The sequence below is a fragment of the Allokutzneria sp. NRRL B-24872 genome, from assembly GCF_002155965.1.
In the GTDB taxonomy this organism is placed as follows: Bacteria; Actinomycetota; Actinomycetes; order Mycobacteriales; family Pseudonocardiaceae; genus Allokutzneria.
Map to the genome: position 1 here is coordinate 30,099 of NZ_MUMH01000065.1, position 26,682 is coordinate 56,780.

The following is a 26,682-nucleotide window of genomic DNA, read 5'->3' on the forward strand; positions in this document are numbered from 1 at the left end:
GACGACCAAAGGAGTCCCGACATGCACGCCACCCGCCCCGAAGACGTGGACTACCTGCTGGCGCACGCCTTCAACGCCAACGACCTCGACACCGCGACCAACCTCTACGAGCAGGGCGCCAGCGTCCGCAGGCTCCCCGAGGCGGGTGGCACCCTCGCCACGGGCAGCGTCGCCGTCCGCGAGGTCATGGCGAGCTACGTGGGCCTCAACCCGCGCATGGAGCTGATCGTCCACCACGTCACGCAGTCCGGGGACATCGCGCTGCTGCGCTCGCAGTGGCGGATCACCGGAACCGGTCCGGACGGCGAGACGGTCGAGCTGAAGCACCACGGCTGCGAGGTCGTCCGCAAGCAGGCCGACGGCTCGTGGCGCTTCGTCATCGACCACCCCTTCGGCGCCGATTCCGAGCTCGCGATCGACTACGACGCGATTCCGGAGTTGCCGGAGATCGCGTCGTGACCGGCTCCGTTCTGCTCACCGGAAGCACGGGGCTCGTCGGCAAACGGCTGCTGAAACAGCTGACGAGCCTCGGGCACCGCGTGGTGACCTACGACCGTTCCAGTCCACCGCCGGACACGGAGTCGGTCACGCACGTACAGGGCGATCTCGGGGATTTGCCCCGGATGTTGGCCGCTATCAACGCGCGCGACGTGGACCGCATCGTGCACACGGCGGCACAGTCACACCCGAAGCTCAGCCTGAGCTTTCCCACGGCGACTTTCCACGCCAACGTGACTGGGACGCTGAACCTGTACGAAGCGGCACGCATCACCGGTGTCACGCGGATCGTCAACTACTCGTCGGAACGCGCTTATGGGAACGCGGAAGGGTTTGTTCGCGAAGACCACGCGTTGCGCCCCACAACGCCCTACGGCGTCACAAAGGTCACCGGTGAGTTGTTGGGCGATGTGTGGCGCGAATAGTACGGCGTGGAAGTCGTCAGTCTGCGCGTCACCGAGGTGTACGGCCCGGGACTGGTGCTCCCCACGGAACTGCAAGCCATTGCGGTCGCAGCCGTGGAGCGGCATCCGTTGCGGCTCCCTTATGGGGCGGATGAATGGACGTTACCCATTCATGTCGCCGATGCCGCCACTGCAGGTGTGCTGGCGCTGTCCGCTGAACAGCTCACCAGCTGGGTCTACAACATCAGCGGGGGAGTGCACGTCACGCTCGCCGAGATCGCCGATCGTGTGCGCGCACTCGTTCCGGGTAGCTGACATCGAACTCGGTCCCGGGCCGGTTCCTGGAAGCGACCGGCTCGGGGATTTCGACCTCACCGTTGCCGAGCGCGAACTCGGGTACGTGCCCGAGCACAGTCTGGAAACGGGGTTGGTCGACTACATGGCCTGGCTGAAGGATCAGTACGTCAGGACGTAACCGTAGGAGTACGCGCCCGAAGTGCCCGCGTGCTTGTTGAACCAGATCTTCTTGCCCTTGGGGCAGGTCACGGACGCCTTCGTGCCGGCCTTGATCAGGTCGGTGCTCACGACGGTGACCGGTCCGGCGTCGGAAGTGACGCAATCCACGTGGAGGCGGAACTTCTTGATGCCGTGACCGCTGCACGTTCCACTGGTACCGGTCTTCGCGGAGTTCATGCTGATGGTGCAGCCGTTGGCGTCGGCGGCGCGCGCGTCGGGAGCGTTGAGAACGCACAGGATCGCGGCCAGGGCACCAATGACGGAGAAGGTCTTCATGCGGGGCAAGGTAAACCCGTTGCGCCGAATTCGCCCATTCTCTTCGGAGCCGGGCGAATTCGGCGCGGGTTCTCTTCCAAGAGCAACCAGAACGGGTGGCTAACGCGTCTTAGTCACCTTGAGCAATCCGCGCGGGCTGTCGGGGTCGCCGCCGCGCGCGAGCGCTAGGCCGAGCGCGAGCCGCTGCAACGGCAGGATCTCCAGTACCGGGGACAGCTCCTCCGGGCACAGCGGCACACCGATCCGCAGCGCCGCCGCGACATCCGCCGACGCCGAACCCACGGCGCACACGTCGGCTCCGCGTGAACGCACGACCTCAAGGACCTCGCGCATCGCGTCGCCGCCCTTGCCCGCACTGGTCACCGCGAGCACGGCGGTCTCTCCGTCGACCGCGGCGACGGGGCCGTGCAACAGGTCCGCGCCGCTGTAGGCACGCGCGGCCAGGTAGCTGGTCTCGGCGAGCTTCAGCGCCGCCTCGGCCGCGCTGGCGTAGGAGTAGCCGCGGCCCGTTGCGAGGATGCGTTCGACGAAGCGGTAGCGCTGCACCGCCTCGGCGACGGCGGGCTCCGCACCGTCCAAAGTGGACTTCGCGAGCGCGCCGATGTCGAGCGCGGACTCCGCCTTGCCGCCGCGAATGGCGTCGATCAGCAGGTACAGCGCCAGCAGGGTGGTGCTGTAGGTCTTGGTCGCCGCGACCGCGTGCTCCTTGCCGGCGCCCACGTCCACGGACAGCTCCGCGACCTGGTTCAGCGGGGAGTCGTCGGTGTTGGTCACCGCGACGGTCAGCGCGCCGCGACGGCGGGCCGACTCGGTCACCTCGACGAGGTCGGGGGAGCCGCCGCTCTGGCTGACCGTGATCAGCAGGACGTCGGTGAGGTCGGGCTGCGCGCCGTAGAGCGTGGTGGTCGACGCGGACACCAGCCCGGCGGGCAGTTGCAGCAGCACCTCGATGAGGTACTTCGCGTACAGCGCGGCGTGGTCGCTGGAGCCGCGCGCGGCGAGCAGCACGAAGCGCGGCGCACGCCGTTTGATCTGCTCGGCGACCGCGGCGATCTCGGCCGCCCTGCGCACCAGGTTGTCGAACAGGACCGGTTGCTCGGCGATCTCCGCCGTCATGTGGCGGCCAGGCTGGCTGGTCATCGGCTGTCCTCCCCCGCCGCGTGCGCGGCGAGCAGCTCGGCGGCGGCGCGCAGGCTGACGTACGAACCGCCGTGGGTGTCGATGCGGGCGGCACTGCCCAGGTCGGGACCGGGAACGCCCGTTTCCACGTGCACCAGGTCTAGACCAATCTTAGTCAGGCTGAGCACGAGATCGCGAGCCTCAGGATGCCGGTGGGCGTCCCTGGTCACAACAACGACGGGCCGGTCGGAGGACACCGGAGGAAGCTCACCGGAGGAACGGACGACCTCGGTGCCCGGGACCAGCTGTGCCAGGTGCGGGCCGAGGCCCCACGGCACCGGCCCCGCCGCGATGGTCGGAGCCACCTCCACGTCGATGACCAGCGGTGGAGCGTTCAGCGTCGGTGTGCCGGTCACCCGCAGCGCCCGCCGCGCGGCGAGCATGCCCAGGGCCGGGTCCCACGCGCCGGACGGTGACACCGGGCCACCGAGCGAACGCGCTCGCGCAGCCGCCGAGACCAGGCGCTCCTCGGGCAGTACGCCCGAGCGCACGGCCGCGATGATCGCCGCCGCGAGCTGGTCCACGACGTCGGAGTCGGCCAGCTCGCCGCCGACGCACAGCAGGTCAGCGCCAGCCACGAGCGCCTGGATCGCACCCTCGGCGATGCCGGAGGTGCCCGCGACCGCGCCCATCTCCAGCGCGTCGGTGATCACCGCGCCGGTGAATCCGAGCTGGTTGCGCAGCACTTCGGTCAGCGCGTGCCGATTGGTGGTCGCGGGCTCAGGACCCCAGTCCGGCACGACGAGGTGACCGCTCATGATCGAGCGCACCCCCGCGCCGACCGCCGCGCGGAACGGCACCAGCTCGGTCTCCCACAGCTGGCGCTCCGTCCTCGGCAGCACCGGGAGCGTGTGGTGCGAGTCCACTGTGGACGCTCCGTGGCCGGGGAAGTGCTTGGCGCAGGCCGCGATCCCCGCGCTCTGCATGCCGGAGACGTAGGCGGCGACGTGCGCGGCGGCTCGGTGCGGGTCGGAGCCGAACGCGCGCACTCCGATGATCGGATCGTCCGGGGTGAGCGTCAGATCGGCGGACGGGGCGAGGTCCACGGTCACCCCGCAGGCCGCCAGCCGCGCGCCGAGGGCCGCAGCGACCGCCGAGGTCATCGCGACGTCGTCGGCGACCCCGAGCGCCAAGCTGCCCGGCACCAGCGATCCCGTCGCGGCGTCGAGGCGGGTGACGTCGCCGCCCTCCTCGTCGATGCCGACCACCACGTCCGGCCGCTCGGCGCGCAGGGTCTCCGTCAGCGCGGCTACCTGCGAGTCGTCGACGACGTTGCGCGCGAACAGCACCACGCCGCCGAGTCCCTCCGCTATCCGGCGCCGCACCCAGTCCGGGGGTGTCGTACCGAGGAAACCGGGCAGCAGCACGGAATCCACGAGCTGTCGGAGCTCCATTGCGGACTATCCCTTCACGGCGCCGGCGGTCGTGCCGGCCACCAGGTTGCGCTGCACGATGAGGAAGAAGGTCAGCACCGGGACGGCGAAGAGCACCGAGGCCGCCATCGCTCCGCCCCAGTCGGTGCCGAAGGCCGTCTTGAAGGACGACAGCCACACCGGCAACGTCTGGTTCTCCTTGTCCCGCATGAACACCAGCGCGTAGAGGAACTCGTTCCACGCGGTGACGAAGGCGAACACCGAGGTCGACACGAGCGCCGGGCCGAGCAGCGGCAGGGTGACCCGCCGGAACGCCTGCCAGCGGCTGCACCCGTCCACCATGGCCGCCTCTTCGAGCTCGGCCGGGATGCCGTTCACGAAGCCGCGCAGGGTCCAGATGGTGAACGGCAGCGTGGTGGCGAAGTACACCAACAGCAACGAGGGCAGGGTGTTCAACAGGTCGAGGTCGCGCATCATCAGGTACATCGGAATGAGCAGGGCTTCCAGTGGCGCCATCTGCGCGATGAGCACCAGCAGCAGAAAACCCTTGCGACCGCGGAACTTCAGCCTGGACAACGGGATCGCCGCGAGCAGCCCGGCGGCCAGCGCGAGCAGGACCGCGCCGATCGTGACGACGAGGCTGTTGGTCAGGAACGAGGAGAACCCCGGCTTGGTGACCGCGGTGAGGAAGTTGTCGAAGGTGAACTCGAAGGGCACCAGGTCGTAGCGCGAGCTGAGCACCTGGCCGCTCGGCTTGAACGCCGTCGAGAGCATCCAGTACGTCGGGAACGCGAACAGCGCCGCGATGAGCAGTGCCACCGCTGACAAGGAGAATCGCTTCACAGTTCCTCCCGGCCGGAGCGCAGCAACATGCGCAGGTACTGCGCGGTGAACACGACCAGTACGAGCATCATCACGACGGCGACCGCCGCCGCGACGCCGAACTGGCTGCTGGAGATGCCTTTCAGGTACTGCAACACCGGCAGCGTGGTGCTCCCGCCGTCGGGGCCGCCCTCGCGGATCGCCCAGACCTGCGCGAAGACCTTGAAGTCCCACAACACCGACAGGAACGTCGACATCGTCACCAGCGGGGCGATCGACGGCCAGGTCACCGCGCGGAAGGTCTGCGCCCCGCTCGCCCCGTCCATGCCCGCGGCCTCGTAGAGGTCGCTCGGCACCGCCAGGAGCCCGGCGTACAGGGTGAAGGCGATGAACGGTACGGCCTGCCAGACGATGAGCAGCCCGATCACCACCAGCGTCGAGGCCCCGCTCGAGAACCACGAGTACCCGGCGAAGGACTCGAAACCCAGCAGCACCAACGTCTTGTTCAAGATCCCGTACTGCTGGTCGAAGATCCACTGGAAGACGGTGGTCGCGGCCAGGATCGGCACCGCCCACGCCAGCACGAGCGAGATCTGCAGCGCGATGCGCACCCTCGGGCCGATGTGCCGCATCAGCACCGCGATGCCCAGCGCGGCGAGCACCGTTCCGGCGACGCAGCCCGCGGTGAACAGCACGGTCCGCAGCGTGATGCTCCAGAACCCGGGATCGGAGAGGACTTCGGCGTAGTTGTCGAAGCCCGTCCAGACCACTTCCCCGCGCACCAGCTCGCCGAGGTCGAGGGTGCGGAAGCTGATCAGGACCACCTGCAGCGCCGGCCAGCCCAGCATCACCAGCAGCGCGAGCACCGCCGGGGCGAGCAGCAGGTACGGCAGGGAGCGCTCCCCGAAGGGGCGCCTGCGCGCAGCGGAAGGCGCCGGGGGGACGGGCCCCGCCGGCGCCACCGCGTCAACCGTCGCGGTCACGGTTGGATCAGCCGAGCAGACCGTTGAGCTTGGCCGCCGCGTCCGCCGTCGCCCTGGTCGCGTCCTTGGCGCCGGTCAGGTAGGCGGTCAGCATGTCCTTCAACGGGTTCTGCCCCTCCTCGACCGTGCTCCACTTGGGGCTGGCCGGGACGGCCCTGCCGTTGCGCGAGGCCTTGGCCATGGCCGCGCCGACCGGGCTGGACTCCAGCTCGCCGGTGTCCTTGGAGGTGCCGGGCACCATGCCGCTCTTGGCCAGCTGCGCCTGGTACTTCGCGCTGGTGAGCAGCTTCAGGTAGTCCTTGGCCAGGTCGGAGTTCTTGCTGCCCGCCGGGATGGCCAGGTTGGAGCCGCCCTGGAAGACCGGCGCCGTGGTGCCCGCGTTCTTCGACGGGATCGGGAACGCGGCGGACTTGGCCTTGATCGACGGATCGGTCTTGGCGGCGGTGTCGACCTCCCACGGCAGGCCGATGATCATGCCGACCTTGCCCTGGCCGTAGACGCCGGCCTGCTCCGGCTTCTGCTCGTCGGCGTCCTTGGGCGCCTTGGTGCCGGAGACCTCGACGAGCTGCTTGTAGAACTCCAGCGCGGACTTGACCTCCGCGCTCTCCAGCGTCGAGGTGAACTTCTCGCCCTCCTGCTTGGCGATGTCACCGCCCTCGTCCCAGATGAAGGACAGCAGCGAGTACCAGTTCTGCCCGGCCAGGTACAGCGGCTGGAACTCGGGGTCGGAGGCGTTGGCCGCCTTGAGCTTGCGGATGGCCTCCAGCCACTCCGCGCGCGAGGTGGGCTCCTTGATGCCCGCCTTGTCGAAGAGGTCCTTGCGGTAGATCACCGAGCGGTTGGCCGCGTAGAACGGCACGCCATACTGCTTGCCCTGCCAGCCGCCGGACTGCTTCAGGCCCTCCAGCCACTGGCCGCCGCCCAGCTGGCTGGCGTCGGCGGCGAGGTCGGTCAGCACGCCCGCCTTGGAGAACTTCGGGTTCTGCGTGTTGCCCAGCTCGACCACGTCCGGCGGCTGGTTGCCCGCGAGCGCGGTGGTCAGCTTGTCCTGGATGCCGGTCCACTGCTGGATCTCATACTTGATCTTGACGCCGGGGTGCTTGTCCTGGAACTCCTTGTGCAGCTCGTCGGTCAGCGTCGTCGGCGCCGAGCCGTTCATCAGCCACACGGTCAGGGAGCGCTCTCCCGAAGCACCGGTACCGCTGCCGCCGCCACAGCCGGTGGCCAGCAACGCCACCGCCGCGACGCCGGTCGCCGCCTTTGCCCAAGCCTTCACTGAATGCCGCCCTTCACAGGGCCCGGCGCATGACGCACACGCGACGGAACCGGCCTGGGACTGTCTCGCCACAGTCCCGTTTGCCCCGACGGCCGACCGTTGCGCCTGATCAGTGGCCAGGCGTACAGAAGTGGTGTAGACCAATGCGTGCAGAGTGGTCCGGACCACTCCGCACTGTCAAGGCAGTTGCGAAGACGTTGTAAACCCGCGTCACGGGCGTCCTGCGCCGACTCCGGCGCTGCTTAGGGCATGCTTGACCGAACGAGTCCGCTCGGGGGAAGGGAGTGGGAGGCCATGCTCGACGCGACGCCGTCGGAGGCCGGGGTCAACCCCCGGACCCAGCGCGAGCCGAAGTACTGGGGGCTCAAGCGCCACCTGCTCGACCTGCTGCGCTCCATGCCGCCCGGTTCGCCCATCCCGACGGAGCGCTCGCTCGCCACGGACTTCGACGTTTCCCGCACCACGGTCCGGCAGGCGCTCGCGGAGCTGACCGTCGAGGGCAGGCTGCTGCGCGTGCAGGGCAAGGGCACCTTCGCCGCCGCGCCCAAGGTCGCCCAGCGGCTGCAGCTGTCCTCCTACACCGAGGACATGCGCGCCCAGGGCCGCCAGCCGACCTCGCGGCTGCTGGAGTCCAGCGAGCAGCCCGCCGAGGCCGAGCTGGCCCGCTACCTCGGGGTGCGCCCCGGCGCCAAGGTGCTGCGGCTGCGGCGCCTGCGGCTGGCCGACGGCGAGCCCATGGCCATCGAGACCACGCACCTCGCGCTCGGCCGCTTCCGCGGTCTGCGGCGCTACATCGGCGTCGGCGGCTCGCTCTACCAGGTGCTGCGCGAGCGCTTCGGCGTGGAGATGGCGCACGCAGACGAGACCATCGAGACCGCGCTCGCCACGCCGGAGGAGGCCGAGCTGCTCGGCGCCGACATCGGCCTGCCGATGCTGCTGCTGTCCCGGCACTCCTTCGACACCGAGGGCAACCCGGTGGAGTGGGTGCGCTCGATCTACCGGGGTGACCGCTACAAGTTCGTCGCGCGCCTGAACCCGCCGCAGGCATGAGCACCGTCGTCTGGGGGACACCCCAGGCCAGGGCGGTGCTCGCGACGACCATCCTCGGCTCCGGCATGGCGATGCTGGACGGGACGATCATCAACGTCGCGCTGCCCGCGATCGGCGCCGAGCTCGGCGCTTCCGTGGCCGGACTCCAGTGGATTCTGGACGGCTACCTGCTGTCGCTGGCCGCGCTGATCCTGGTCGCGGGCTCGCTCGGCGACATCTTCGGCCGCAGGCGGATGTTCGTCGTCGGCACCGTGTGGTTCGGGCTCGCGTCGCTGCTCTGCGGGGTCGCGCAGACCACGACCATGCTCGTGTTCGCGCGGGTGTTGCAGGGTGTCGGCGGAGCGCTGCTCGCGCCCGGCGCGCTGGCGATCCTCCAGTCCGCGTTCCCGCGCGACCAGCGTGCTCGGGCGATCGGTGCCTGGTCCGGGCTTTCCGGTGTGGCAACCGCGATCGGGCCGTTGGTGGGCGGGCTGCTGATCCAGGCGGGCTCCTGGCGGCTCGCGTTCCTGATCAACCTGCCGATGGCCGCTGCGTGCGTGTGGATGGCGGTTCGGCACGTCCCGGAGTCCAGCGACCCCGAGGCCGCTCGCCGCCCCGACGTGCTCTCCGCCGTGGTCGGCGCGCTCGGCCTGGCCGGGGTGACCGCCGCGCTGGTGGAGGCTCCCGGGCTCGGCGTGACGCATCCGCTCGTGCTCGTCGGCGGTGTCGGCGGGCTCGCTCTGATGATCACCTTCGGCGTGATGCAGACGCGTCGCCGTGTGCCCCTCGTGCCGCCGTCGTTGTTCGCGACCAGGACGTTCGTGCTGTCCAACGCGCTGACCCTGGTGGTGTACGCGGCGCTCGGCTCGATCATGGTGCTGCTCGTGCTGCAGCTCCAGGTCTCGCTCGGCTACTCGCCGACCGCCGCTGGGCTGGCCGGGCTGCCGATCACCGTGCTGATGCTCGTGCTGTCGGCGCGCTCGGGGAAGCTCGCGCAGCGCATCGGCCCGCGCGCTCAGCTCGTCGTCGGGCCGTTGTTGATCGCGACGGGCATCGCTCTGCTGTCCCTCGTCGTGCCCGGCGCGAGCTACCTCACCGGAGTGCTCCCGGGCCTGCTCGTGTTCGGCTTCGGCCTGGCCGCCGTGGTGGCTCCGGTGACCGCGACCGTGCTCGCCGCCGCGCCCGATCGGTACGCCGGAGTGGCTTCCGGGGTGAACAACGCCGTGGCTCGGACCGGCACCCTGCTCGCGGTCGCTGTCCTGCCTGCCGTCGCGGGGCTGACCGGGGATGCCTACACCGACCCGGTGGCGATGACGGCCAGCTGGCAGGTCGCCCTCGTCGTGTGCGCGGTGCTCGCGGCGGTGGGCGGAGTGCTGGCGCTCGGCGTGGACAACTCCGTGCTCGGTGCCGCGCCGTCAGAGCCCGCTCCCGTGGCTGAGCAGCCCCGACCCGGAGAGTGCCTGACCTGCGGCGTAGACGCTCCGCCCACGCACATCGGCGCACCAGTGAACAAGTCGGTTTGACGTTCACTGCCGGGGTTTGGTGGTCTTGAAGACACCTCATCCCTCGGCGGTGGGTGTCACCGGAAGCCTCGGCGCGACGCCAACGCCTCGATTGGTGCGTTAAACGCACTGAACGGGTCGTTCAGTGCGTTCAGGTACCTCAACGGGTCGTTTGGTGCACGCCCCGAACTACCGCAGACGCTTCACCGGAGGAGCCAGGCCGTGGTGGCGCTAGAAGCCAGTTACACGATCAGCGACAGCGGACCGCTCGTCATCAGCTCCGGAGGAACTCGACGCCCTGCTGAACCGCATGGTCACCGACGGTCGGCAGGAGGCGCAGGTTCCCCCGCTGGTCGAGCTGTTCTGCGACACCCCGGACGGGTGGGCGCTGGCCTACATCGGCGTGAACGTCAAGCACGGCAAGGGTTTCATGACGTACTCGAACCCGGCGGGATCGGTCACCAGCTTCAACGGGAACGCGGATCGCAGCGCTGTGGAGTACAGCTACATGGGCATCTTCGTGAGATCCCCGCCAACGCCGAGGTGGCGCGGCCCGACGCCTCCGAGTAGAGCCGGGCCGCTGTCGCCTGATCAGGAGACGAGTTTCGTGAAGAGGGATGCGTCGAGGTTGCCGCCGCTGACGAGGACGACGGTGCGGCCGCGCGGGAGCTCGGAGGCGTGGTTGAGGTAGGCGGCCATGGGAACGGCCCCGCTGGGCTCGGCGACGAGGCGGGCGTTGTGCGCGAGCCAGCCGACGGCCGAGGTGATCTCGTCCTCGGTGACGGTCACGATGTCGTCCACGCGGGCGCGCAGGTGCGCCAAGGTCAGCTCGGAGAGGTAGCTGCGCAGTCCGTCGGCGACGGTGCGCCCGCGTTGCTCGGCGGTCCACTGGTCGAGCACGCCGGAGCGGTAGCTGGCCTGGGCGTCGGCGGCCAGTTCGGGCTCGACGCCGACGACCTTCGCTGAGGGGCACAGCGCCTTGACGGCGGTCGCGACTCCGGAGAGCAGGCCGCCGCCGCTGACCGGGACGAGCACGAGTTCGACGTCGGGCAGGTCCTCGGCGATCTCCAGGCCCGCGGTGCCCTGGCCCGCGATCACGTGCGGGTGGTCGTAGGGCGGGATCATCGGCAGGCCGCGCTCGCGCGAGATGGCCTCGGCGGTCTCCTGGCGCACGGCGAGCTCGCACTGCACGATCTCCGCGCCGTGCCGCCGAGCCGCGTCGACCTTCGTTTGCGGTGTGCCGTAAGGGACAACGACCACGGCAGGCACGCCGGTGACCTTCGCCGCGTACGCCAGAGCCTGCGCGTGGTTTCCGCTGGAGTGGGTGACGACGCCGCGCTCGCGCTGCTGTTTCGTCAAGCGCAGCAAGGCGTTCGTCGCGCCGCGGATCTTGAAGGCGCCGGTCGGCTGGAGGTTCTCCGGTTTGATCCACAGTGGACGGTCGGGGTCGCCCGCGAGGCAGGGCAGCAGGGGCGTGCGCACCGCGGTGCCGCGCAGGAGCTCAGCTGCGGAGCGGACGTCGTCGATCGTGATCAGCTCGGGCATGCGCCCATCATGCCCGCGATGGTGTCAGCGCTCACGTGCCGACAACCGTTGCCCGCGCGCTCCCGTCCACCTTGTGGGAGGTCGAGGAAACAGCGATGAGCAGCGACAAGCGCAAACTGGACATCACGACGACGAAGGTGGTCGCGGGGGCACTGGCCGCGGTGACGGCGGCGGTGCTCGGCGCCCAGCTCGGGGTCGCGGGGACGGTGATCGGGGCGGCGCTGGCCAGCGTGGTCAGCACGATCGGCGGCGCGCTCTACGAACACTCGCTCGACCGCAGTCGCACCGCCGTGCGCGACAAGATCAAGACCGGCCAGCCGGAGGGCACCGGGAAGCTCGACGCGCCCACCGAGGTGATCGCCGTGCCGGGGACCGAGCGCAAGCCGTGGTGGACGCGGCGGCGCTGGTGGGTGGTCGGCGCGACCAGCGGGCTGGCGTTCGCGCTGGCGATGGTGCTGGTGACGGGCATCGAACTCATCGGGGGACAACCGTTGTCGGGCAACGGGAACGGCTCCACGGTCGGCACGCTCTTCCAGGGCGGCCCCGGGAAGCACCGCGAGCAGCCGCGGCAGGAGGAGCAGCCGCCGGTCACCACAACGGAGCAGCCGAAGCCGACCACCACGGCCCCGCCGACGACGCAGAGCCCGCCGACGACGACCGCGCCGCCGACCACGACGACTCCGCCGCAGGTCACGACCACGTCCAGGCCGCCGACGACCAGTCAAGAGCCCCAGACGTCGGGTTGAGGACCGCCGAAAGTCGGGTTTAGCGGCGGCGCTCACCGTCGTTCCATGCACGCGCAAGCGCTGTCCCAGGCGTGACGAACCGCCTGAACGAGATGGCCGCAGGCACTGCTGCGGGTCGACCCCTACGAAAGTAGGGACATGTGCTTGAAGTGAATGGCTTACCCCGAATGGCGGATGCCAAGGGCAATCACGGCTCCATAACGTCCGTCGAAAGTGATTCGGCTCTCACTGTGAGTCACCGCGCACATGCTCATCAGCTCTAGCTTCCCGCACCGGCACCCCTGACCTGGCCGGTACGGACCCCTGCAGCAAGAGGGAGATGTCATGAAGCCGAAGTCCGCGGTCCGCTACGTCGGAACCGCCCTACTGGCTCTGGGATCGGCGGCGGCGTTCACCCTGCCCGCGGCGGCCGCCGCGACGGGTGACGCCTTCGCCTCCCCGGAGATGCTCACCGCGATGCAGCGCGACCTCGGTCTGACCGCCGACCAGGCGACTGCCCGGGTGACCAACGAGATGAAGGCGGCGGAGGCCGACGCGAGCCTGCGCGGCACGCTCGGCGACAGCTACGCCGGCTCCCACTTCGCCAACGGCAGCGCGAAGCTGACCGTGTCGGTGACCGACGCCGCCAAGGCCGACGCGATCCGCTCGGCGGGTGCCGACGTGCGCGTCGTCGCGCGCAGCGCCGCCCAGCTCGACGCGGTCAAGTCCACTTTGGACAAGGCTGACCAGCAGGCCAACGGCGTCAGCGGCTGGTACGTCGACACCGTCAGCAACCGCGTCGTGGTGACCGCCAAGGTCGTCGCGGACGGCGAGAAGTTCATCAAGGCCAGTGGCGCCGACGCCGCGGCGATCACGGTCCTGCAGAGCAACGAGGACCCGACCACGCTCTACGACGTCCGTGGCGGCGACGCGTACTACATGGGCGGCGGGCGCTGCTCGGTCGGCTTCTCCGTCCAGGGCGGCTACGTCACGGCCGGGCACTGCGGCACCGTCGGCACCGCGACGCAGGGCTTCAACCGCGTCGCCTCCGGCAGCTTCCGCGGCTCCAGCTTCCCGGGCAACGACTACGCCTGGGTCGGCACGAACTCCAACTGGACCCCGCGCGGCGTGGTGAACCGCTACAACGGCGGCACCGTCGCCGTGAAGGGCTCCTCCGAGGCCGCGGTCGGCGCGTCGATCTGCCGCTCCGGCTCCACCACGGGCTGGCGCTGCGGCACCGTTCAGGCCAAGAACCAGACCGTCCGCTACCCCCAGGGCACGGTCAACGGCATGACCAGGACCAACGCGTGCGCCGAGCCGGGTGACTCCGGTGGCTCGTGGCTGGCGGGCAACCAGGCCCAGGGCGTGACCTCCGGCGGCTCCGGCAACTGCTCCTCCGGCGGAACGACCTACTTCTACCCGGTCAACCCCATCCTCAGCCGCTACGGGCTCCGGCTCGTCACCAGCTGATCACGGGGAGGGGACCGGCTCTGACGCCGTCCCCGAGGAGAGCACCCACGGGAACCCTGCACCCGTGGGTGCTCTTCTTTGTGCGCTCAGTGATGAAACCTTCGAATGGCGGGTGCTGGATTGAAAATTTGTGGGCCAAAAGAGTGAAGCAAGGGGTTCATTTGTCGCAGAGAGTCGCATAGCTTCCGTCCAGACGGGCTAGCGCCCAGGTCCACCTGACGGAAGGACGGTTCGGATGTCTCGACGCACCGCGACTCGCGCAGTCGGTGTCGCTCTGCTTGTCACCGCCACCGCTGGCTCCCTCTCCGCCCCCGCCCTCGCGGCCCCGGGCAGCGGCCCGTCCAGCGCGGTGCTCTCCGCGATGCAGCGCGACCTCGGCCTCACCGCCGACCAGGCCCGCGAGCGCGTCCGTCAGGACTCCGACGCCGCCCGGATCACCACCAGCGCCCGCGCCGCGGCCGACAACTTCTACGCAGGCTCGTGGATCGAGTCCGGCAAGCCCGTCGTCGCGGTCTCCGACCCCGCCCGCGCCGAGGCCGTCCGCGCCGCCGGCGCCGAGGCCCGCGTGGTCGGCGTCAGCCGCTCCCAGCTGGACGGAGCCAAGGCCGAGCTGGACCGCCGCACCGACTCCTCGCCCGCCGAGGTGGGCAGCTGGTACGTGGACGAGCCCAGCAACTCCGTCGTCGTCACCGTCACCAAGGGCAAGCGCACCCCGGCCACGGACGCCTTCGTCGGCGGCCTGGCCAAGTCGAACACCCCCGTCCGCGTCGAGGAGACCGAGGGCACCCCTGTCGCCTCCGGTGACCTCGTCGGCGGCAACGCGATCTACATGGGCGGCGGCACCGCCGGTCGCTGCTCCGCGGGCTTCGCCGCCAAGACCGCCTCGGACGAGCCGCGCCTGATCACCGCGGGCCACTGCTCCAAGCCCGGCGCGGTCGTGGCGCTCGGCAACCTGGGCATCGGCGAGTTCGTGAACACGAACTGGAAGGACGGCAACGACTTCGCCGCCGTCGCGGTCAACCCGCTCACCTGGACGCTGCAGCCGCTGGTGAACCAGTGGAACGGCGGCAACGTCACCGTGAAGGGCTCCGAGGAGGCTCCGCTCGGCGGCGCGATCTGCAAGTCCGGCTCCACCACCCAGTGGACCTGCGGCACCGTCCGGGCCCGCAACGTGACGGTGAAGTACGGCCAGTCCGACGGCTCCACCGTGGTCGTGCGCGGCCTCACCCAGTACACCGCCTGCGTCGAGCAGGGTGACAGCGGCGGCTCCAACATCTCCGGCGACCAGGCGCAGGGCCTCACCAGCGGCGCCCGCCTGAAGGACGTCGGCGGCAAGCTCCGCTGTCTCTCCAGCGCCGACGAGGGCGCGACCTCGGTGTCGTGGTTCCAGCCGATCAACGAGGCGCTCAAGGAGTACAGCCTCACGCTGCTCACCGGCTGAGCACGTCCCACGAGCAGGAGGTTGTCCCAGCGCGCACTGGGACAACCTCCTTTTTTCATGCGCGCAGGCGGGCCCTGATCGACGCGGCGGCGGCGCGGGGGTCCTCGGCCTCGGTGATCGCGCGGACCACGACCACGCGACGGGCTCCGGCCTCGATCACCTCGTCCATGCGGGACTCGTCGATGCCGCCGATGGCGAACCACGGCCGCTCGAAGTTCTGCCCCGCGGTGAAGCGGACCAGGTCCAGGCCGGCCGCGGGCCGCCCCGGTTTGGTCGGCGTCGGCCAGCACGGACCGGTGCAGAAGTAGTCCACCCCGGCCTCGTGCGCGGCGTGCTCGGCCTGGGCGGGGGAGTGGGTCGAGCGACCGATCACCACGTCCTCGCCGAGAATCCGCCGCGCCCACGGCACCGGCACGTCGTCCTGGCCGAGGTGCAGCACATCGGCCCCGGCCGCGAGCGCAATGTCCGCGCGGTCGTTCACCGCGAGCAGCGCGTCGTGCCGCGCACAGGCTTCCGCCAGCACTTCGAGCGCCGTCAGCTCCTGCTTCGCTTCGAGGTTCTTGTCGCGCAGCTGGATGACGTCGACCCCGCCCGCCAGCGCCGCGTCGGCCAGTTCGGCCAGATCGCCCCGCTCGGTGCGCGCGTCGGTGCACAGGTACAGGCGCGCCGCCGCGAGCTTGCGGCGGATTTCCTTGCCATCGAGTAAGGGCATGGCGATCACAGTACGGAGGGGGCACGCGGCGGTGCCCCCTCCGTCCGTCTCAGGCTCGCGCCTTCAGCTGCTCGACGAATCGGCGCCACGCGTCGACGCCGACCACGAGCGTTCCGCCCTCGCGGTCCTTCGTGTCGCGGACGTGCACGCCCGCCTCGGGCCGCCCGGGAACAATGCCGACCTCAACGCACTGCCCTTGATGGCCGCCGTCCGAGTAAGAAGACGTTCGCCACGACACCTGAAGGTTGTGGCGAGCGGGTAGGGTGGGCAGCGGTCCGCACGGGAGCCTGGGATGACCGGGCTGAGAGGGGGTCTGACGACCCCGACCGTCGAACCTGATCCGGGTAATGCCGGCGCAGGGAGCGTGAGGTCGTTGTTCAGTGGTGCGCGTGGTTCGGTCGCCGTCGTGGGTGCCGGAGTCATCGGGCTGTCCGTCGCCTGGCGGGCGGCGTCGGCGGGGTTCGCCGTCTCCGTGCTCGATCCCGCCCCGGCTTCGGGTGCGTCGGCGGTCGCGGGGGGCATGCTCGCGCCGGTGACGGAGGCGTGGCCGGGCGAGGAATCCTTGCTGGAGCTGGGTTCGGCGTCGTTACGGCGCTGGCCGGAGTTCGCGCGCGAGCTGGGCGCGGCGAGCGGTCGGGAGGTCGGGCTGCGCGAGGAGGGCACGCTCGTCGTCGGGGTGGACGCGGCGGATCGGGAGTCGCTGAGCGTGCTGGCCGAGTACCTGGCGGCGTTGGGCAGGGCTGCGGAGTCGTTGACCGGCAAGCAAATCAGGGCATTGGAGCCCAGCATCGGGCCGTCTGTCCGAAGTGGACTGTCAGTGCCCGAGGACCTGGCGGTGGACAACCGGATGGTGCTCGCGGCGCTGCGCTCGGTCTGCGAGGTCGAGCCGGTTCGCGTCGCCGGGGTCGGCCCGGGAACCGTGCGGTTGGCGGACGGGACGACGCGGCGCGTTGACGTCGTCGTGCTCGCAGCGGGGGCGTGGAGCGGACAGCTGTACGAGCCGCTGCGCGAGGTGGTGCGCCCGGTGAAGGGAGAGATCCTTCGCCTGCGCGCCACAAAGTCCACGCTTCCGCCGCCGAGCAGGACTGTGCGGTGCTCGGTGCAGGGAAACCAGGTCTACCTCGTGCCGAGGGGCGGCGGAGGGCTCGTCGTCGGAGCGACGCAGTACGAGGCGGGCTTCGACACCACGGTCACGGCGGGCGGGGTCCGCGATCTGCTGCGGTGGGCCGAACAGGTGCTGCCGTCGATCTCGGAGTACTCGCTCGAAGAGTGCGCGGCAGGACTTCGGCCGTCCACAGTGGACAACATGCCGGTGATCCGCGAGGTCGAGCCGGGCTTGGTCGTGGCAACGGGGCACCACCGCAACGGGATGCTGCTGGCGCCGATCACCGCCGACCTCGTGCTCGACCGGCTGGAAGGGAAGTCATGAGGATTCGGCTCAACGGCAAGGAAACCGCGCTCGCGTCCGGGAGCACGGTCGCTGACGCGCTCGCGTTGCTCGGGGCGCCGGACTCCGGGGTGGCGGTCGCGGTGGACGGCGACGTGGTGCCCCGGAGCCAGTGGAGCACGGTTCTGCGCGACGGCGCGGTGGTGGAAGTTCTGACTGCGGTTCAAGGAGGCTGAGGGCGTGTCGGACGACCAGTTGGTGATCGCGGGCCGCGAGTTCGGATCACGGTTGATCATGGGAACCGGGGGCGCGGGCAACCTCTCCGTGCTGGAGCGGGCTCTGGTGGCCTCGGGCACCGAGATGACCACCGTCGCGATGCGCCGGATGGACGCCGACGGTGGCACCGGCGTGCTGGAGCTGTTGCGGCGGTTGAACATTCGGCTGCTGCCGAACACAGCGGGCTGCCGTACCGCTGCGGAGGCCGTGCTCACGGCGCGCTTGGCCCGCGAAGCGCTCGGGACGGACTGGGTGAAGCTGGAGGTCATCGCCGACGAGGACACCCTGCTGCCCGATCCGCACGAACTGCTCGACGCGGCGGAAACCCTTGTGGAGGAGGGCTTCTCCGTGCTCCCGTACACCAACGACGATCCCGTCCTGGCGCGCAGGCTCCAGGACGCGGGGTGCGTCGCGGTCATGCCGCTGGGCTCGCCCATCGGCACCGGGCTCGGCATCCGCAACCCGCACAACATCGAGCTGATCGTTGCCAGGGCGTCGGTTCCGGTCATCCTCGACGCGGGCATCGGCACCGCCTCCGACGCCGCGCTGGCCATGGAACTGGGCTGTGACGCGGTGTTGCTGGCCACCGCCGTCACCAGGGCTCAGCACCCGGAGCTGATGGCGGCGGCGATGCGCGCGGCCGTCGAAGGCGGGCGTCTCGCCCGGCGCGCCGGACGCATCCCGCAGCGGTTCTGGGCCCACGCGTCCAGTCCGGCAAGGGAATGCTGAACAATGGCGCGATGAGTCCTCGACGTCTTCTCGCCATGGGTCTGCTGCTCGTGGTCGCCGGTTGCTCGAACACGGTCGGCGAGCCGACGCCCGCCCCCTCGGCGCCGCAAGCTGGTTCCGCGCCAAGGGTTCCGGCCGCGCTCAACGTGAGTTCCGTCCAGTCCAACGCCTGCGCCGCGATCTCGGCCTCGAACCGCTCCTCGCTCGGCTACGGCCCCGGCAAGCCGAGCTCCGGCGCGTTCGGGCCGAGCTGCACGTTCCAGATCGCCGACGAGCCGCTCAACCAGATGGACCTCACGGTGTTCACCGCCAACAAGAACGGCCTCAGCGACATCTACGACACCAAGGCCAACAACGAGTACTTCGAGCCGACGACGATCGAGGGCTACCCGGCCGTCTACGCCGCCTCGCTCGACCACCGCAGCAAGGGCAAGTGCGGCCTGTTCGTGGCGGTGACCGACCAGCTGACGGTGAACCTGCTCGTGCAGTACGACCGCGGCTCCGGCGCGCAGGACCCCTGCCCGGTGGTTGCCAAGGCCGGAGCCTCCGTCGTGCAGACCCTCAAGGGCAGCTAGCGCAGGCCGGACTGCTCGCGGAGTTCGCGCAGTTCTCCGCGCAGCGCCTGCACCTCGGCGAGCAGCATGTCGTTGGAGATCAGCGTTTCCTCCTGCTGCTCGCGCTCGGCGGCGACCTGGTGCTCCATCGCGCTCACCCCCACCGCGATGAACAGGTTCAGCACGGTGAAGGAGGTGATCAGGATGAAGCCGACGAAGAACAGCCACGCCCACGGCTCCTGGTCCATGATCGGCCGGGCCACGTCTGACCACGCCTCGCCGGTCATCACCTGGAACAGCGTGAACAACGAGCGGCCGAGATCGCCGAAGTACTCGGGGGAGAGCGCGCCGTAGAGCTTGGTCGCCATCACGCCGCCGACGTAGATCACCAGTGCCAGCAGCGCGGCGATCGAGGCCATGCCGGGAATCGCGGTCAGCAGCGCGGAAACCACCCGCCGCATGCTCTTCACCATCGACACCAGGCGCAGCGCCCGCAGGATGCGCAGCGCGCGCAGCACCGCGAACGACCCGGAGGTCGGCAGCAGCGCGAGGCTGACGATGGCCGCGTCGAAGCAGTTCCACGGATCGCGGAAGAAGTCCTTGCCGAAGGCGTACAGGCGCAGCACCAGCTCGCCGACGAAGATCGCCAGGGCGAGCCGGTCGAGCACGTGCAACGCGCTGCCGTACCTGGACACCAGCGCCTCGGAGGTCTCAAGGCCCAGGGTCACCGCGTTGATCAGGATCACCGCGATGATGAAGCGCTGGAATCCGGGTGAGTCGACTAACCGCCGAAGGCGCGCACGTGTCATGAGCAGGGCTCCCAGGGGTGACAACGATCATCAGGGTGAGAGGGAGCCTAATCTCTGGTCAGCGGTGAGTGCTCAGTCAGTCACTGACAGTACCCGTGCGTGGACGGATTGCCGTGAGACGAGCACGAATCCGCACCGCTGGTAGATGCCCAATGCACCGGTCGGGTTGTCGGCGTCCACGGAAAGCGCCGCCCGGGTGAACCCCGCGTCACGGCTGTCCGCCAGCGCCCGCAACAGCATCACCGTCGCGAGCCGGTTCCCGCGCCAAGCGCGACGGACGCCGATCTGGTCGTACCAGACCTCGCGGACACCGGTGACCGCCGCATCGGCCTCGAACTCCTTGGACAGCAGGTAACCCGCGATCTCCTCGCCGTCGAGCACGAGGTAGGACAACGCGGGCCGGAACCAGCTGGCGCCGGTGTACCACTGCTTCCAGCCGTCGAGGTCGACCTCCGTGCTGCCCCAGTGGTCGCGGAAAGCTTCGTTGTGCGCCAAGCGGAGCGCTTCGTCGTGGCGCGCGTCGTAGGGGATCAGCCGCAGCCCCTCCGGCAGCGGCTGTGGCGAGACCTCCGCGTCGGGTTCGGTGGAGCGCTTCAGCTCGAAGAACCACCGCCGCGGCAGATAACCGGCCCCGTCGAGCAGCGCGCGCAGCGCGGAGTTGTGCTCAGCACAGGAAATGTTGACCTCGCCGGGCAGATCCGGTCGGTGCGCGCGGTGCAACTCGGTGGCACGCCGGGTGATCCAGTCCACGAGCTGAGCGCCGATGCCGCGCCCGCGCCAGTCCGGGTGCACAACGCTCTGCGAAGGCAGGCGGTGCTTGCCCTCCGGCGTGACCCGCCTGTGCACGATGGCGTAGGCGACCAACACCGAGCCGTCCAGCACCGCGATCGAATCCCGCTCGGCGTCGAGGTCGGGGTCCGCCCACTCCTCGCGCAGGTCGTCCTCGCTGTAGTTCTCGCCCTGCTCGTCGACCCGCTCGGCAGCGGCCAGCAGCGCGGTCCAGCCCGGGATGTCGCTCTCGGCCATCGGACGCCACAGCAGGTTCATGCTCCGGAAGCTACGGCCGGTCCTTCCCCGTCGCGAGCGAATTTCCCTTTCGTGCGAGGCGGTGCGACGGTGGCCAACCCCCACGCTTCGCGGAAGTCGCTCACGGTCAGCCACGCCAGCCGGACGTTGACGCCGAACAGCTGCCGCACCGATGCGAGCGTGTTGAAGCCGCCGGGCCCGTCCTGGGTGCGGCCGAACTCCAGTTGGCGCTCGGTGAGCCCGTCGTCGAAGACCTCAAGCAGAGTCGCGGCGTAGTACAGGTAGCAGAGCGCTTCGAGCTGGAGGTGCCACAGCTCGCCGTCATCGATCGGCGGCGTGCTCACGCCTTGCAGCAACCGCGCCGCGTCGGGCCGGGCGTGCACCTGGATGTGCCGCATCAGCTCGCTCGCGTGCGGTTCGTCGGCGAGCCCGCGCGCGATCACCGTGCGCAGCGCGGCGGTCTTGCCCGCGATGTCCTCGGCGACCAAGCCCTGGCACACAGCGGCGAGCGAGCGCTTCCGCGAGGCCACCACGGCGCGGGCGGTCCTGATCAGCTCGCGCGGCAGACCGCCGGAAACGCTGTGGCACAGGCACACGAACGGCTCCGACAAGCCCAGCACTCGGCTGCGCAGCAAGGCCCTCGCGTCGTCGAGCCCCAGGTACTCGATGCGGAAGATCGTGTCGAACGCGCTGTCGAAGGCGTCGCGCACGGGCAGTCCGCGCCGTTCGAAGGCGGCGAGCGCGTCCTCGGAGACCGACACCAGGAACAGGCAGCCCGGGACGTCGACGGAGAACAAAGCCTTGACCTCGTTGACGAACTCCTGCGCGCTCTCCGGGGAAAGGATCTTGTCCAGCTCGTCGAGCACGATCGCGATCCTGATGCGCGCGGTCCTCGGCACGGTGCCGAGCACCCTCGCGGCGGTGGTCAGGAACTCGCGGAAGTCGCTCACCACCTCGGGATAGGTCATCGCCTGCCGCGCCAGCTCCACCGCGCCCGAGCGGCTGCCCTCCGCGCCGAAGAGCAGCCCGACCTTGCCGGACCACCCCGAGGTGTGCTTCTGGAGGTAGCGGATCGCGTCGAGCTTGTCCTCCGCGCAGTCGCACAGATCGCGCAGACTCCGCACGTCACCGGCGCTCATCGCGACCCGCGCCGCGGCCGGACGTCGTTTCACCGCAAGGAAGATCAACGACGCGAGCGCGAGCACCGCGACCAGCGGCCACCAGACCCCCTCGCGGAACACGGCGAGATCAGGCGCGCGCAACGTCGTCGTTCCCAGGTATCCCACGGCCAACCAGCCCGCGAGCACGACGACCGCCACCGAGACGTTCTGCGCCCACCTGCCGACCCGGTGCCAGCGCCTCGACGCCGGGCGGCTGTGCGAGCGGCCGAAGCGGAGCACTTCACGGCACAGCCCCGCGTACAGGTGCAGCGTGAAGTCGCGGGCGTCGTAGCGCACAGGAACGCTCTCCACCAACGCGATGTGCTCCTCGCCGGGACCGAGGAAGATCCCGTCGCGGTAGGCCTCCAGCAACGTCGACTTCCCCGCGCCGCGCGGCCCCGCGATGCCGATCGCACCACCGCCGATGCCCTCGGGCACGCGCCGGAACTCCGCGAAGGTCCCCGTCGCCACCACGAACTCGCTCGACCGGAGGTGGTGCAGCCCCTTGCTGTCGTGCACGTCGAGGTTGGTGGAGAACGGCGGGCTCACCATGTCGTTGACCTGGCGCAGGATCAGCGGCCGGATCGCCTTGTCCACCACGGCGCGCTTCCACTGCTCCTCGGCCGCGTCCCGCGCGTCTTTCAGCTCGGTCAGCCGACGTCGCCACGACGGGCTGCCGAGGCGACGGGGATCGCTGGAGAACCACTTCGGCAGCCATGCGGTGCCGCGCCGGGCGGTCAACGGCCGCAACACCACCACGACCAGCAGGCTCACCGCGCCCGCCGCCGCGACCGGTACCCAGTCCCAGGTGACGGCTTCCCAGAGGTCGAGCCCGATCCACGCCGCCGCGCCCAGCGCGATCGCGAGGAAGAGGCTGACGGTGACATCGCGCACCCGATCGATGCCGGAGAGGTCGCCGTAGGCGCCGAACAGGCAGAACAGCACCAAGCCCGCGACGAGCAGGCTCGTCGGTATCCAGATCACCCCGGCGAAGAACTCGTTCGTGGCATTGCGCGTCGGTCCGTACAGGAGCGTGACCATCAGGGCCTGGCCGCCGCCAAGGCCCAGCGCCAGCACCATCGCCGCGCCGCTGATGGGCTGGCCGCAGTCCTTGTCGTAACTGTCGTGGGCGTGGACCAGGATGGCGATCGCCGCCGCGATCGCGGCGAGCACCACCCAGAACCCGCCGACGAACGGTTGCAGCACCGGCCACAGCTGCCACACCGCGAAGGGGTGGGCCGCCGCGCACCACAGCGCGAACCCCAGCGTCCGCTGACCGCGCTGGTAGCTGCGGCGGTGCTCGGTGGCGACCGGAGAGGCCGCCCTGGGGTTCTGGTGGGCGAGCAGGTTCAGCTCCGCCGTGCGCAGGTCGGCGATCTCCGGGTTGGTGGCCTGCAACAACTCGTCGGTGCGGGCCACCGTTCGCTTCTCGACGACCTCCGGGTTCACCCTGCCCTTCTTGAGGGCCTGGGTGATGTCCGACTCGCCGAGAGTCTTGCGCACCCGGAGCGGGATCTCCTTGCGCAGTCTGGGGACCAGGTCGGCGACGTGATCGACGGTGGCGACGGACGACAGGGACAACGGGGACCTCCGGCGAGCAGCGATCTTGCGTTCTACCTTGCCACCGGGTTCACCGCGCTAGTCCGTTCGAGTGCTTCACACGGGTGTTGTGGACACCCGCCAGAACGTCGAGACCGGGCCGACACCCGCGCCGAGCGGGTAGGAGTGCGCGACCGCCCGCTGCACGAAGCGCTTGCCGAAGCGCACCGCCTCCAGCATCGGCGCGCCCCTGGCCAGCGCCGCCGTGATCGCCGAAGCCATGGTGTCACCGCCGCCGTGGGTGTGCGGGGTGTCGTAGCGCGCGCCCGGCAGCTCGTAGAACTCGGTGCCGTCGAAGAGCAGGTCGACGCACTCCGGGTCCTCGGTGAGGTGACCGCTCTTGATGAGTGTCCACTGTGGACCGAGCGCGTGCACCGCCCGCGCCGCGTCGGCGAGCTGGGAGCGCGTGCTCACCTCGACCCCGGTCAGCAGGCGCACCTCGTCCAGGTTCGGCGTGACCAGCGTGGCCATCGGGAACAGCAAGTCCCGCAAGGCGTTCAGCGCGTCGTCGTGCAGCAGCGGGTCGCCGTGCATCGACGCCGCGACCGGGTCGACGACGAAGGGAGCGACGCCGTCGCGGCCGATGCCGACCTTGTGGCACACCTTGGCCACCGCGTCGATGATCGCCGCCGAGGCCAGCATGCCGGTCTTCGCCGCGTCCACGCCGATGTCGCTGGCCACCGCCTCGATCTGCGCCGCGACGACCTCGGCCGGGATCTCGACGAAGTCCTTGACCCCCAACGAGTTCTGCACGGTCACGGCGGTGACGGCGGTCATCCCGTGCACGCCGCAGGTCAGGAACGCGCGGATGTCGGCGTGCATGCCCGCGCCGCCCGCGGAGTCCGAGCCCGCGATCGTCAGCGCGCACGGCGGCGTCTCCCACGTGCCGTCCGAGCTGAGCGCGCGGCCCGGGAGCGCGTTCACGGGTTCACCACCGGCAGGTACACCTTGCCGCCCTGCTCGTCGAACTCCTCGGACTTCTCCCGCATCCCGGCCTCGATCGCCTCCACAGTGGACAGTCCGCGCTCCTCCGCGTACCTGCGGACGTCCTGGGTGATCTTCATGGAGCAGAACTTCGGCCCGCACATCGAGCAGAAGTGCGCGGTCTTCGCCGGAGCCGCGGGCAGCGTCTCGTCGTGGAAGGACCGCGCGGTGTCCGGGTCGAGCGAGAGGTTGAACTGGTCCTCCCACCGGAACTCGAAGCGCGCCCTGGACAACGCGTCGTCGCGCTCCTGCGCGCGGGGGTGGCCCTTGGCCAGGTCGGCGGAGTGCGCGGCGATCTTGTAGGCGATCACGCCCGCCTTCACGTCGTCGCGGTTGGGCAGGCCCAGGTGCTCCTTCGGCGTGACGTAGCAGAGCATCGCCGTGCCGTGCCAGGCGATCTGCGCGGCGCCGATGGCCGAGGTGATGTGGTCGTAGGCGGGCGCGATGTCGGTCGCGAGCGGGCCGAGCGTGTAGAACGGCGCCTCACCGCACAGCTCCTCCTCCAGCCGCACGTTCTCCGCGATCTTGTCCATCGGCACGTGACCGGGGCCCTCGATCATCACCTGCACGTCGTGCTCGCGGGCGACGTGGGTCAGCTCGCCGAGCGTGCGCAGCTCAGCGAACTGGGCCGCGTCGTTGGCGTCGGCGATCGACCCGGGGCGCAACCCGTCGCCGAGGGAGAACGTCACGTCGTAGGTGCGCAGGATCTGGCACAGCTCCTCGAAGTGCGTGTAGAGGAAGCTCTCCCTGTGGTGGGCCAGGCACCACGCGGCCATGATCGAGCCCCCGCGCGAGACGATCCCGGTCACCCGGCGCGCGGTCAGCGGCACGTAGCGCAGCAGCACCCCGGCGTGCACGGTCATGTAGTCCACGCCCTGCTCGCACTGCTCGATCACGGTGTCCCGGTAGACCTCCCAGGACAGCTTCGCCGGATCGCCGTCGACCTTCTCCAGCGCCTGGTAGATCGGCACGGTCCCGACGGGAACGGGGGAGTTGCGCAGAATCCACTCGCGCGTCTCGTGAATCCGCTTGCCGGTGGACAGGTCCATGATGGTGTCCGCGCCCCACCTGGTCGCCCACACCATCTTCTCGACCTCCTCGGCGACCGAGGAGGTCACCGCGGAGTTGCCAAGGTTTCCGTTGATCTTCACGAGGAACTTCTTGCCGATGATCATCGGCTCGGTCTCCGGGTGGCACCGGTTGGCCGGGATCACCGCCCTGCCGATGGCCACCTCGTGCCGCACCAGCTCCACGTCAACGCCCTCGCGCGCGGCGATGAACTCCATCTCGCGGGTGACGATCCCCGCTTTCGCGTACGCCAGCTGGGAAACCGCGCCGTTGACCGGCTCGCGCCCCCAGTCCTCGCGCAGCCTCGGCAGTCCACTGTGGACGTCGATGCTGGCTTCGGAGTCGGTGTACGGGCCCGAGGTGTCGTAGAGGTCGAGGTGCTCACCGTTGGTCAGCTCCACCCTGCGCCGCGGAATCCGCAGTCCACCAGGGGAATCGGTGTAGACCTTGCGCGAGCCCGTGATCGGGCCGGTGGTCACGCTGGGCGCGACGGAACTGTCGGCAAAGGCCGTCATGGCGAATCCTCCCTACGCCGGCATTACCCGGTACAGGTTCAGGCGGTCGGCGGCGCCGGGATCGTTGCCCAGCCGCCCTCTCAGCCCGCTTCGGTGCGAGCTCCCGCGTTCGATGTGAAGTTGTTCCGGGCCCGAGGCTAACCACAGGCCCGGCTCACTGCCAAGTCCACCGACCCGACCGGCTCAGTGCTCCAGCGGCTCAGTGGCCGAACGGGTCCTCGTCCTCGCCCGGCATCCAGGACAGCCCGGGAACGCCCCAGCCGTTGCGCTTGAGCATCCGCTTGGACTCCTTGGCGTACCTGCCGACGAGGCGGTGCAGGTAGAGGAAGCCGTCCAGGTGGTCGGTCTCGTGCTGCAGGCACCGGGCCAGGAAGCCGGTCGCCTCGACCTCCACGGGCTTGCCGTCGCCGTCGAAACCGGTGACCTTGGACCAGGTGGCCCGCCCGGTGGGGAAGGACTCGCCGGGGGCCGACAGGCAGCCCTCCCAGTCGTCCTCCGGGTCCGGCATGGTCTCCGGCCGCTCGGAGGTCTCCAGCACCGGGTTCACCACGACACCGCGGTGCCGCGCGCCCTCGTCGTCGGGGCAGTCGTAGACGAACAGCCGCAGGTCCACACCGATCTGGTTGGCGGCGAGGCCGACGCCGTTGGCCGCGTCCATCGTCTCGTACATGTCGTCGATGAGGGCGCGGAGCTCGTCGTCGAAGGTCTCGACGGGGCGCGTCGGGTTGTGCAGCACCGGGTCGCCCGCGATCCGGATCGCGTGAATGGCCATGCCGAGAACCCTAGTGTTCGCCCTCCCCGTGACGCGCCGGGTTGTGCCCGAG

27 protein-coding genes, 1 pseudogene and 2 riboswitches are annotated in these 26,682 nt (G+C 70.0%); of the genes and pseudogenes, 13 read left to right on the forward strand and 15 right to left on the reverse strand.

The features are described 5' to 3' along the window. Positions 1-21 precede the first annotated feature (21 nt). From CCN37_RS18200 to CCN37_RS39055, 3 genes are read left to right on the forward strand one after another with little or no spacing between them, the layout of a single operon-like run. A complete protein-coding gene (locus CCN37_RS18200; RefSeq protein WP_086822187.1) occupies positions 22-459 on the forward strand; it encodes a nuclear transport factor 2 family protein in 438 nt (145 codons plus the stop codon). After that, complete coding sequence (locus CCN37_RS18205) at positions 456-923, forward strand: NAD(P)-dependent oxidoreductase (RefSeq protein ID WP_168200724.1); 468 nt, start codon at positions 456-458, stop codon at positions 921-923. Before CCN37_RS18200 ends, CCN37_RS18205 begins: the two co-directional genes overlap by 4 nt. Before the next feature lie 6 nt (positions 924-929). Beyond that, positions 930-1,217, forward strand: a complete 288-nt coding sequence (locus tag CCN37_RS39055; RefSeq protein WP_143261668.1) for a hypothetical protein — start codon at positions 930-932, stop codon at positions 1,215-1,217. 141 nt (positions 1,218-1,358) lie between these two features. Here CCN37_RS39055 and CCN37_RS18210 read toward each other — a convergent pair whose 3' ends face one another. The 6 genes from CCN37_RS18210 to CCN37_RS18235 all read right to left on the reverse strand — a co-directional run bounded on the left by CCN37_RS18210 (position 1,359) and on the right by CCN37_RS18235 (position 7,327). After that, positions 1,359-1,694: a hypothetical protein gene (locus CCN37_RS18210; RefSeq protein WP_086822193.1), complete on the reverse strand. Its 336-nt coding sequence runs from the start codon at positions 1,692-1,694 to the stop codon at positions 1,359-1,361. Positions 1,695-1,793: 99 nt separating this feature from the next. Further along, positions 1,794-2,834, reverse strand: a complete 1,041-nt coding sequence (locus CCN37_RS18215) for an SIS domain-containing protein (protein ID WP_086822195.1) — start codon at positions 2,832-2,834, stop codon at positions 1,794-1,796. Continuing rightward, entirely contained in the window at positions 2,831-4,267 is a 1,437-nt protein-coding gene (locus CCN37_RS18220) for a glycoside hydrolase family 3 protein (RefSeq protein WP_086822198.1), read from the reverse strand. The genes CCN37_RS18215 and CCN37_RS18220 overlap by 4 nt, the downstream gene beginning before the upstream one ends. A 6-nt stretch (positions 4,268-4,273) precedes the next feature. Beyond that, complete coding sequence (locus CCN37_RS18225; RefSeq protein WP_246843118.1) at positions 4,274-5,089, reverse strand: carbohydrate ABC transporter permease; 816 nt, start codon at positions 5,087-5,089, stop codon at positions 4,274-4,276. After that, on the reverse strand, positions 5,086-6,051 hold the full coding sequence (locus CCN37_RS18230) for a carbohydrate ABC transporter permease (protein ID WP_086822201.1): 966 nt from the start codon (positions 6,049-6,051) through the stop codon (positions 5,086-5,088). Before CCN37_RS18230 ends, CCN37_RS18225 begins: the two co-directional genes overlap by 4 nt. A 7-nt stretch (positions 6,052-6,058) precedes the next feature. Then, complete coding sequence (locus tag CCN37_RS18235; protein ID WP_086822203.1) at positions 6,059-7,327, reverse strand: extracellular solute-binding protein; 1,269 nt, start codon at positions 7,325-7,327, stop codon at positions 6,059-6,061. Positions 7,328-7,621: 294 nt separating this feature from the next. Between CCN37_RS18235 and CCN37_RS18240 the strand changes: the two genes are divergently transcribed. The 3 genes and pseudogenes from CCN37_RS18240 to CCN37_RS42390 all read left to right on the forward strand — a co-directional run. Then, complete coding sequence (locus CCN37_RS18240) at positions 7,622-8,377, forward strand: GntR family transcriptional regulator (RefSeq protein ID WP_086822205.1); 756 nt, start codon at positions 7,622-7,624, stop codon at positions 8,375-8,377. Beyond that, positions 8,374-9,879 (forward strand): MFS transporter, encoded by a 1,506-nt coding sequence (locus CCN37_RS18245; RefSeq protein ID WP_086822207.1) that lies wholly within the window; start codon positions 8,374-8,376, stop codon positions 9,877-9,879. The genes CCN37_RS18240 and CCN37_RS18245 overlap by 4 nt, the downstream gene beginning before the upstream one ends. 265 nt (positions 9,880-10,144) lie before the next feature. Then, positions 10,145-10,549, forward strand: a pseudogene (locus CCN37_RS42390) (Imm1 family immunity protein); the annotation flags it as partial. Here the strand turns inward: CCN37_RS42390 and CCN37_RS18255 are convergent. Further along, on the reverse strand, positions 10,450-11,403 hold the full coding sequence (locus CCN37_RS18255) for a threonine/serine dehydratase (protein ID WP_086822210.1): 954 nt from the start codon (positions 11,401-11,403) through the stop codon (positions 10,450-10,452). The pseudogene CCN37_RS42390 and the gene CCN37_RS18255 sit on opposite strands and share 100 nt — an antisense overlap. A gap of 95 nt (positions 11,404-11,498) precedes the next feature. Between CCN37_RS18255 and CCN37_RS18260 the strand changes: the two genes are divergently transcribed. From CCN37_RS18260 to CCN37_RS18270, 3 genes are all read left to right on the forward strand, one after another. Then, positions 11,499-12,149, forward strand: a complete 651-nt coding sequence (locus tag CCN37_RS18260) for a hypothetical protein (RefSeq protein ID WP_086822212.1) — start codon at positions 11,499-11,501, stop codon at positions 12,147-12,149. Positions 12,150-12,473: 324 nt separating this feature from the next. Beyond that, a complete protein-coding gene (locus CCN37_RS18265; RefSeq protein ID WP_086822214.1) occupies positions 12,474-13,598 on the forward strand; it encodes a S1 family peptidase in 1,125 nt (374 codons plus the stop codon). Between the two features lie 235 nt (positions 13,599-13,833). Further along, positions 13,834-15,039 (forward strand): S1 family peptidase, encoded by a 1,206-nt coding sequence (locus CCN37_RS18270; protein WP_086822216.1) that lies wholly within the window; start codon positions 13,834-13,836, stop codon positions 15,037-15,039. Positions 15,040-15,094: 55 nt separating this feature from the next. Here the strand turns inward: CCN37_RS18270 and thiE are convergent, their stop codons facing one another. Together thiE and CCN37_RS18280 are read right to left on the reverse strand one after the other, a co-directional pair. Beyond that, positions 15,095-15,751 carry a thiamine phosphate synthase gene (thiE, locus tag CCN37_RS18275; protein WP_086822278.1) on the reverse strand — a complete coding sequence of 219 codons (657 nt, stop codon included), beginning with the start codon at positions 15,749-15,751 and terminating at the stop codon, positions 15,095-15,097. A 49-nt stretch (positions 15,752-15,800) separates the two neighbouring features. Then, a complete protein-coding gene (locus tag CCN37_RS18280) occupies positions 15,801-15,989 on the reverse strand; it encodes a DUF397 domain-containing protein (protein WP_210408098.1) in 189 nt (62 codons plus the stop codon). Positions 15,990-16,020: 31 nt separating this feature from the next. Then, positions 16,021-16,130: riboswitch (TPP riboswitch) on the forward strand. A 27-nt stretch (positions 16,131-16,157) separates the two neighbouring features. Here CCN37_RS18280 and thiO point away from each other — a divergent pair. From thiO to CCN37_RS18300, 4 genes are read left to right on the forward strand one after another with little or no spacing between them, the layout of a single operon-like run. Next, positions 16,158-17,180, forward strand: coding sequence for a glycine oxidase ThiO (gene thiO / locus CCN37_RS18285; protein ID WP_246843119.1), 1,023 nt, complete (start codon positions 16,158-16,160; stop codon positions 17,178-17,180). Then, positions 17,177-17,374 carry a sulfur carrier protein ThiS gene (gene thiS / locus CCN37_RS18290; RefSeq protein WP_086822218.1) on the forward strand — a complete coding sequence of 66 codons (198 nt, stop codon included), beginning with the start codon at positions 17,177-17,179 and terminating at the stop codon, positions 17,372-17,374. Before thiO ends, thiS begins: the two co-directional genes overlap by 4 nt. A gap of 4 nt (positions 17,375-17,378) precedes the next feature. After that, positions 17,379-18,143 (forward strand): thiazole synthase, encoded by a 765-nt coding sequence (locus tag CCN37_RS18295; RefSeq protein WP_168200725.1) that lies wholly within the window; start codon positions 17,379-17,381, stop codon positions 18,141-18,143. 11 nt (positions 18,144-18,154) lie between these two features. Beyond that, positions 18,155-18,718, forward strand: a complete 564-nt coding sequence (locus CCN37_RS18300) for a DUF3558 domain-containing protein (RefSeq protein WP_086822291.1) — start codon at positions 18,155-18,157, stop codon at positions 18,716-18,718. Here the strand turns inward: CCN37_RS18300 and CCN37_RS18305 are convergent. From CCN37_RS18305 to CCN37_RS18330, 6 genes are all read right to left on the reverse strand, one after another. Continuing rightward, positions 18,715-19,506, reverse strand: coding sequence for an ion transporter (locus CCN37_RS18305; protein ID WP_086822219.1), 792 nt, complete (start codon positions 19,504-19,506; stop codon positions 18,715-18,717). The two genes, CCN37_RS18300 and CCN37_RS18305, sit on opposite strands and share 4 nt — an antisense overlap. A gap of 72 nt (positions 19,507-19,578) precedes the next feature. Next, on the reverse strand, positions 19,579-20,553 hold the full coding sequence (locus CCN37_RS18310; RefSeq protein ID WP_086822223.1) for a GNAT family N-acetyltransferase: 975 nt from the start codon (positions 20,551-20,553) through the stop codon (positions 19,579-19,581). Further along, positions 20,550-23,273 (reverse strand): hypothetical protein, encoded by a 2,724-nt coding sequence (locus CCN37_RS18315; protein WP_086822226.1) that lies wholly within the window; start codon positions 23,271-23,273, stop codon positions 20,550-20,552. Before CCN37_RS18315 ends, CCN37_RS18310 begins: the two co-directional genes overlap by 4 nt. A gap of 75 nt (positions 23,274-23,348) precedes the next feature. Then, on the reverse strand, positions 23,349-24,215 hold the full coding sequence (thiD, locus tag CCN37_RS18320) for a bifunctional hydroxymethylpyrimidine kinase/phosphomethylpyrimidine kinase (protein ID WP_246843120.1): 867 nt from the start codon (positions 24,213-24,215) through the stop codon (positions 23,349-23,351). Further along, positions 24,212-25,858 (reverse strand): phosphomethylpyrimidine synthase ThiC, encoded by a 1,647-nt coding sequence (gene thiC, locus CCN37_RS18325; protein ID WP_086822229.1) that lies wholly within the window; start codon positions 25,856-25,858, stop codon positions 24,212-24,214. Before thiC ends, thiD begins: the two co-directional genes overlap by 4 nt. After that, positions 25,849-25,975: riboswitch (TPP riboswitch) on the reverse strand. It overlaps the preceding gene by 10 nt. Before the next feature lie 82 nt (positions 25,976-26,057). Beyond that, positions 26,058-26,630, reverse strand: a complete 573-nt coding sequence (locus CCN37_RS18330; protein WP_086822232.1) for a peptide deformylase — start codon at positions 26,628-26,630, stop codon at positions 26,058-26,060. Positions 26,631-26,682: the final 52 nt, after the last annotated feature.

Coding starts and splice junctions, on each gene's coding strand:
- CCN37_RS18265 (WP_086822214.1), top strand. CDS start 12,474: ATGAAGCCGAAGTCCGCGGTCCGCTACGTCGGAACCGCCCTACTGGCT.
- CCN37_RS18240 (WP_086822205.1), top strand. CDS start 7,622: ATGCTCGACGCGACGCCGTCGGAGGCCGGGGTCAACCCCCGGACCCAG.
- CCN37_RS18310 (WP_086822223.1), bottom strand. CDS start 20,553: ATGAACCTGCTGTGGCGTCCGATGGCCGAGAGCGACATCCCGGGCTGG.
- thiC (WP_086822229.1), bottom strand. CDS start 25,858: ATGACGGCCTTTGCCGACAGTTCCGTCGCGCCCAGCGTGACCACCGGC.
- CCN37_RS18220 (WP_086822198.1), bottom strand. CDS start 4,267: ATGGAGCTCCGACAGCTCGTGGATTCCGTGCTGCTGCCCGGTTTCCTC.
- CCN37_RS18245 (WP_086822207.1), top strand. CDS start 8,374: ATGAGCACCGTCGTCTGGGGGACACCCCAGGCCAGGGCGGTGCTCGCG.
- CCN37_RS18200 (WP_086822187.1), top strand. CDS start 22: ATGCACGCCACCCGCCCCGAAGACGTGGACTACCTGCTGGCGCACGCC.
- CCN37_RS18255 (WP_086822210.1), bottom strand. CDS start 11,403: ATGCCCGAGCTGATCACGATCGACGACGTCCGCTCCGCAGCTGAGCTC.
- CCN37_RS18300 (WP_086822291.1), top strand. CDS start 18,155: ATGAGTCCTCGACGTCTTCTCGCCATGGGTCTGCTGCTCGTGGTCGCC.
- CCN37_RS18260 (WP_086822212.1), top strand. CDS start 11,499: ATGAGCAGCGACAAGCGCAAACTGGACATCACGACGACGAAGGTGGTC.
- CCN37_RS18305 (WP_086822219.1), bottom strand. CDS start 19,506: ATGACACGTGCGCGCCTTCGGCGGTTAGTCGACTCACCCGGATTCCAG.
- thiS (WP_086822218.1), top strand. CDS start 17,177: ATGAGGATTCGGCTCAACGGCAAGGAAACCGCGCTCGCGTCCGGGAGC.
- CCN37_RS18210 (WP_086822193.1), bottom strand. CDS start 1,694: ATGAAGACCTTCTCCGTCATTGGTGCCCTGGCCGCGATCCTGTGCGTT.
- CCN37_RS18270 (WP_086822216.1), top strand. CDS start 13,834: ATGTCTCGACGCACCGCGACTCGCGCAGTCGGTGTCGCTCTGCTTGTC.
- CCN37_RS18330 (WP_086822232.1), bottom strand. CDS start 26,630: ATGGCCATTCACGCGATCCGGATCGCGGGCGACCCGGTGCTGCACAAC.
- thiE (WP_086822278.1), bottom strand. CDS start 15,751: ATGCCCTTACTCGATGGCAAGGAAATCCGCCGCAAGCTCGCGGCGGCG.
- CCN37_RS18215 (WP_086822195.1), bottom strand. CDS start 2,834: ATGACCAGCCAGCCTGGCCGCCACATGACGGCGGAGATCGCCGAGCAA.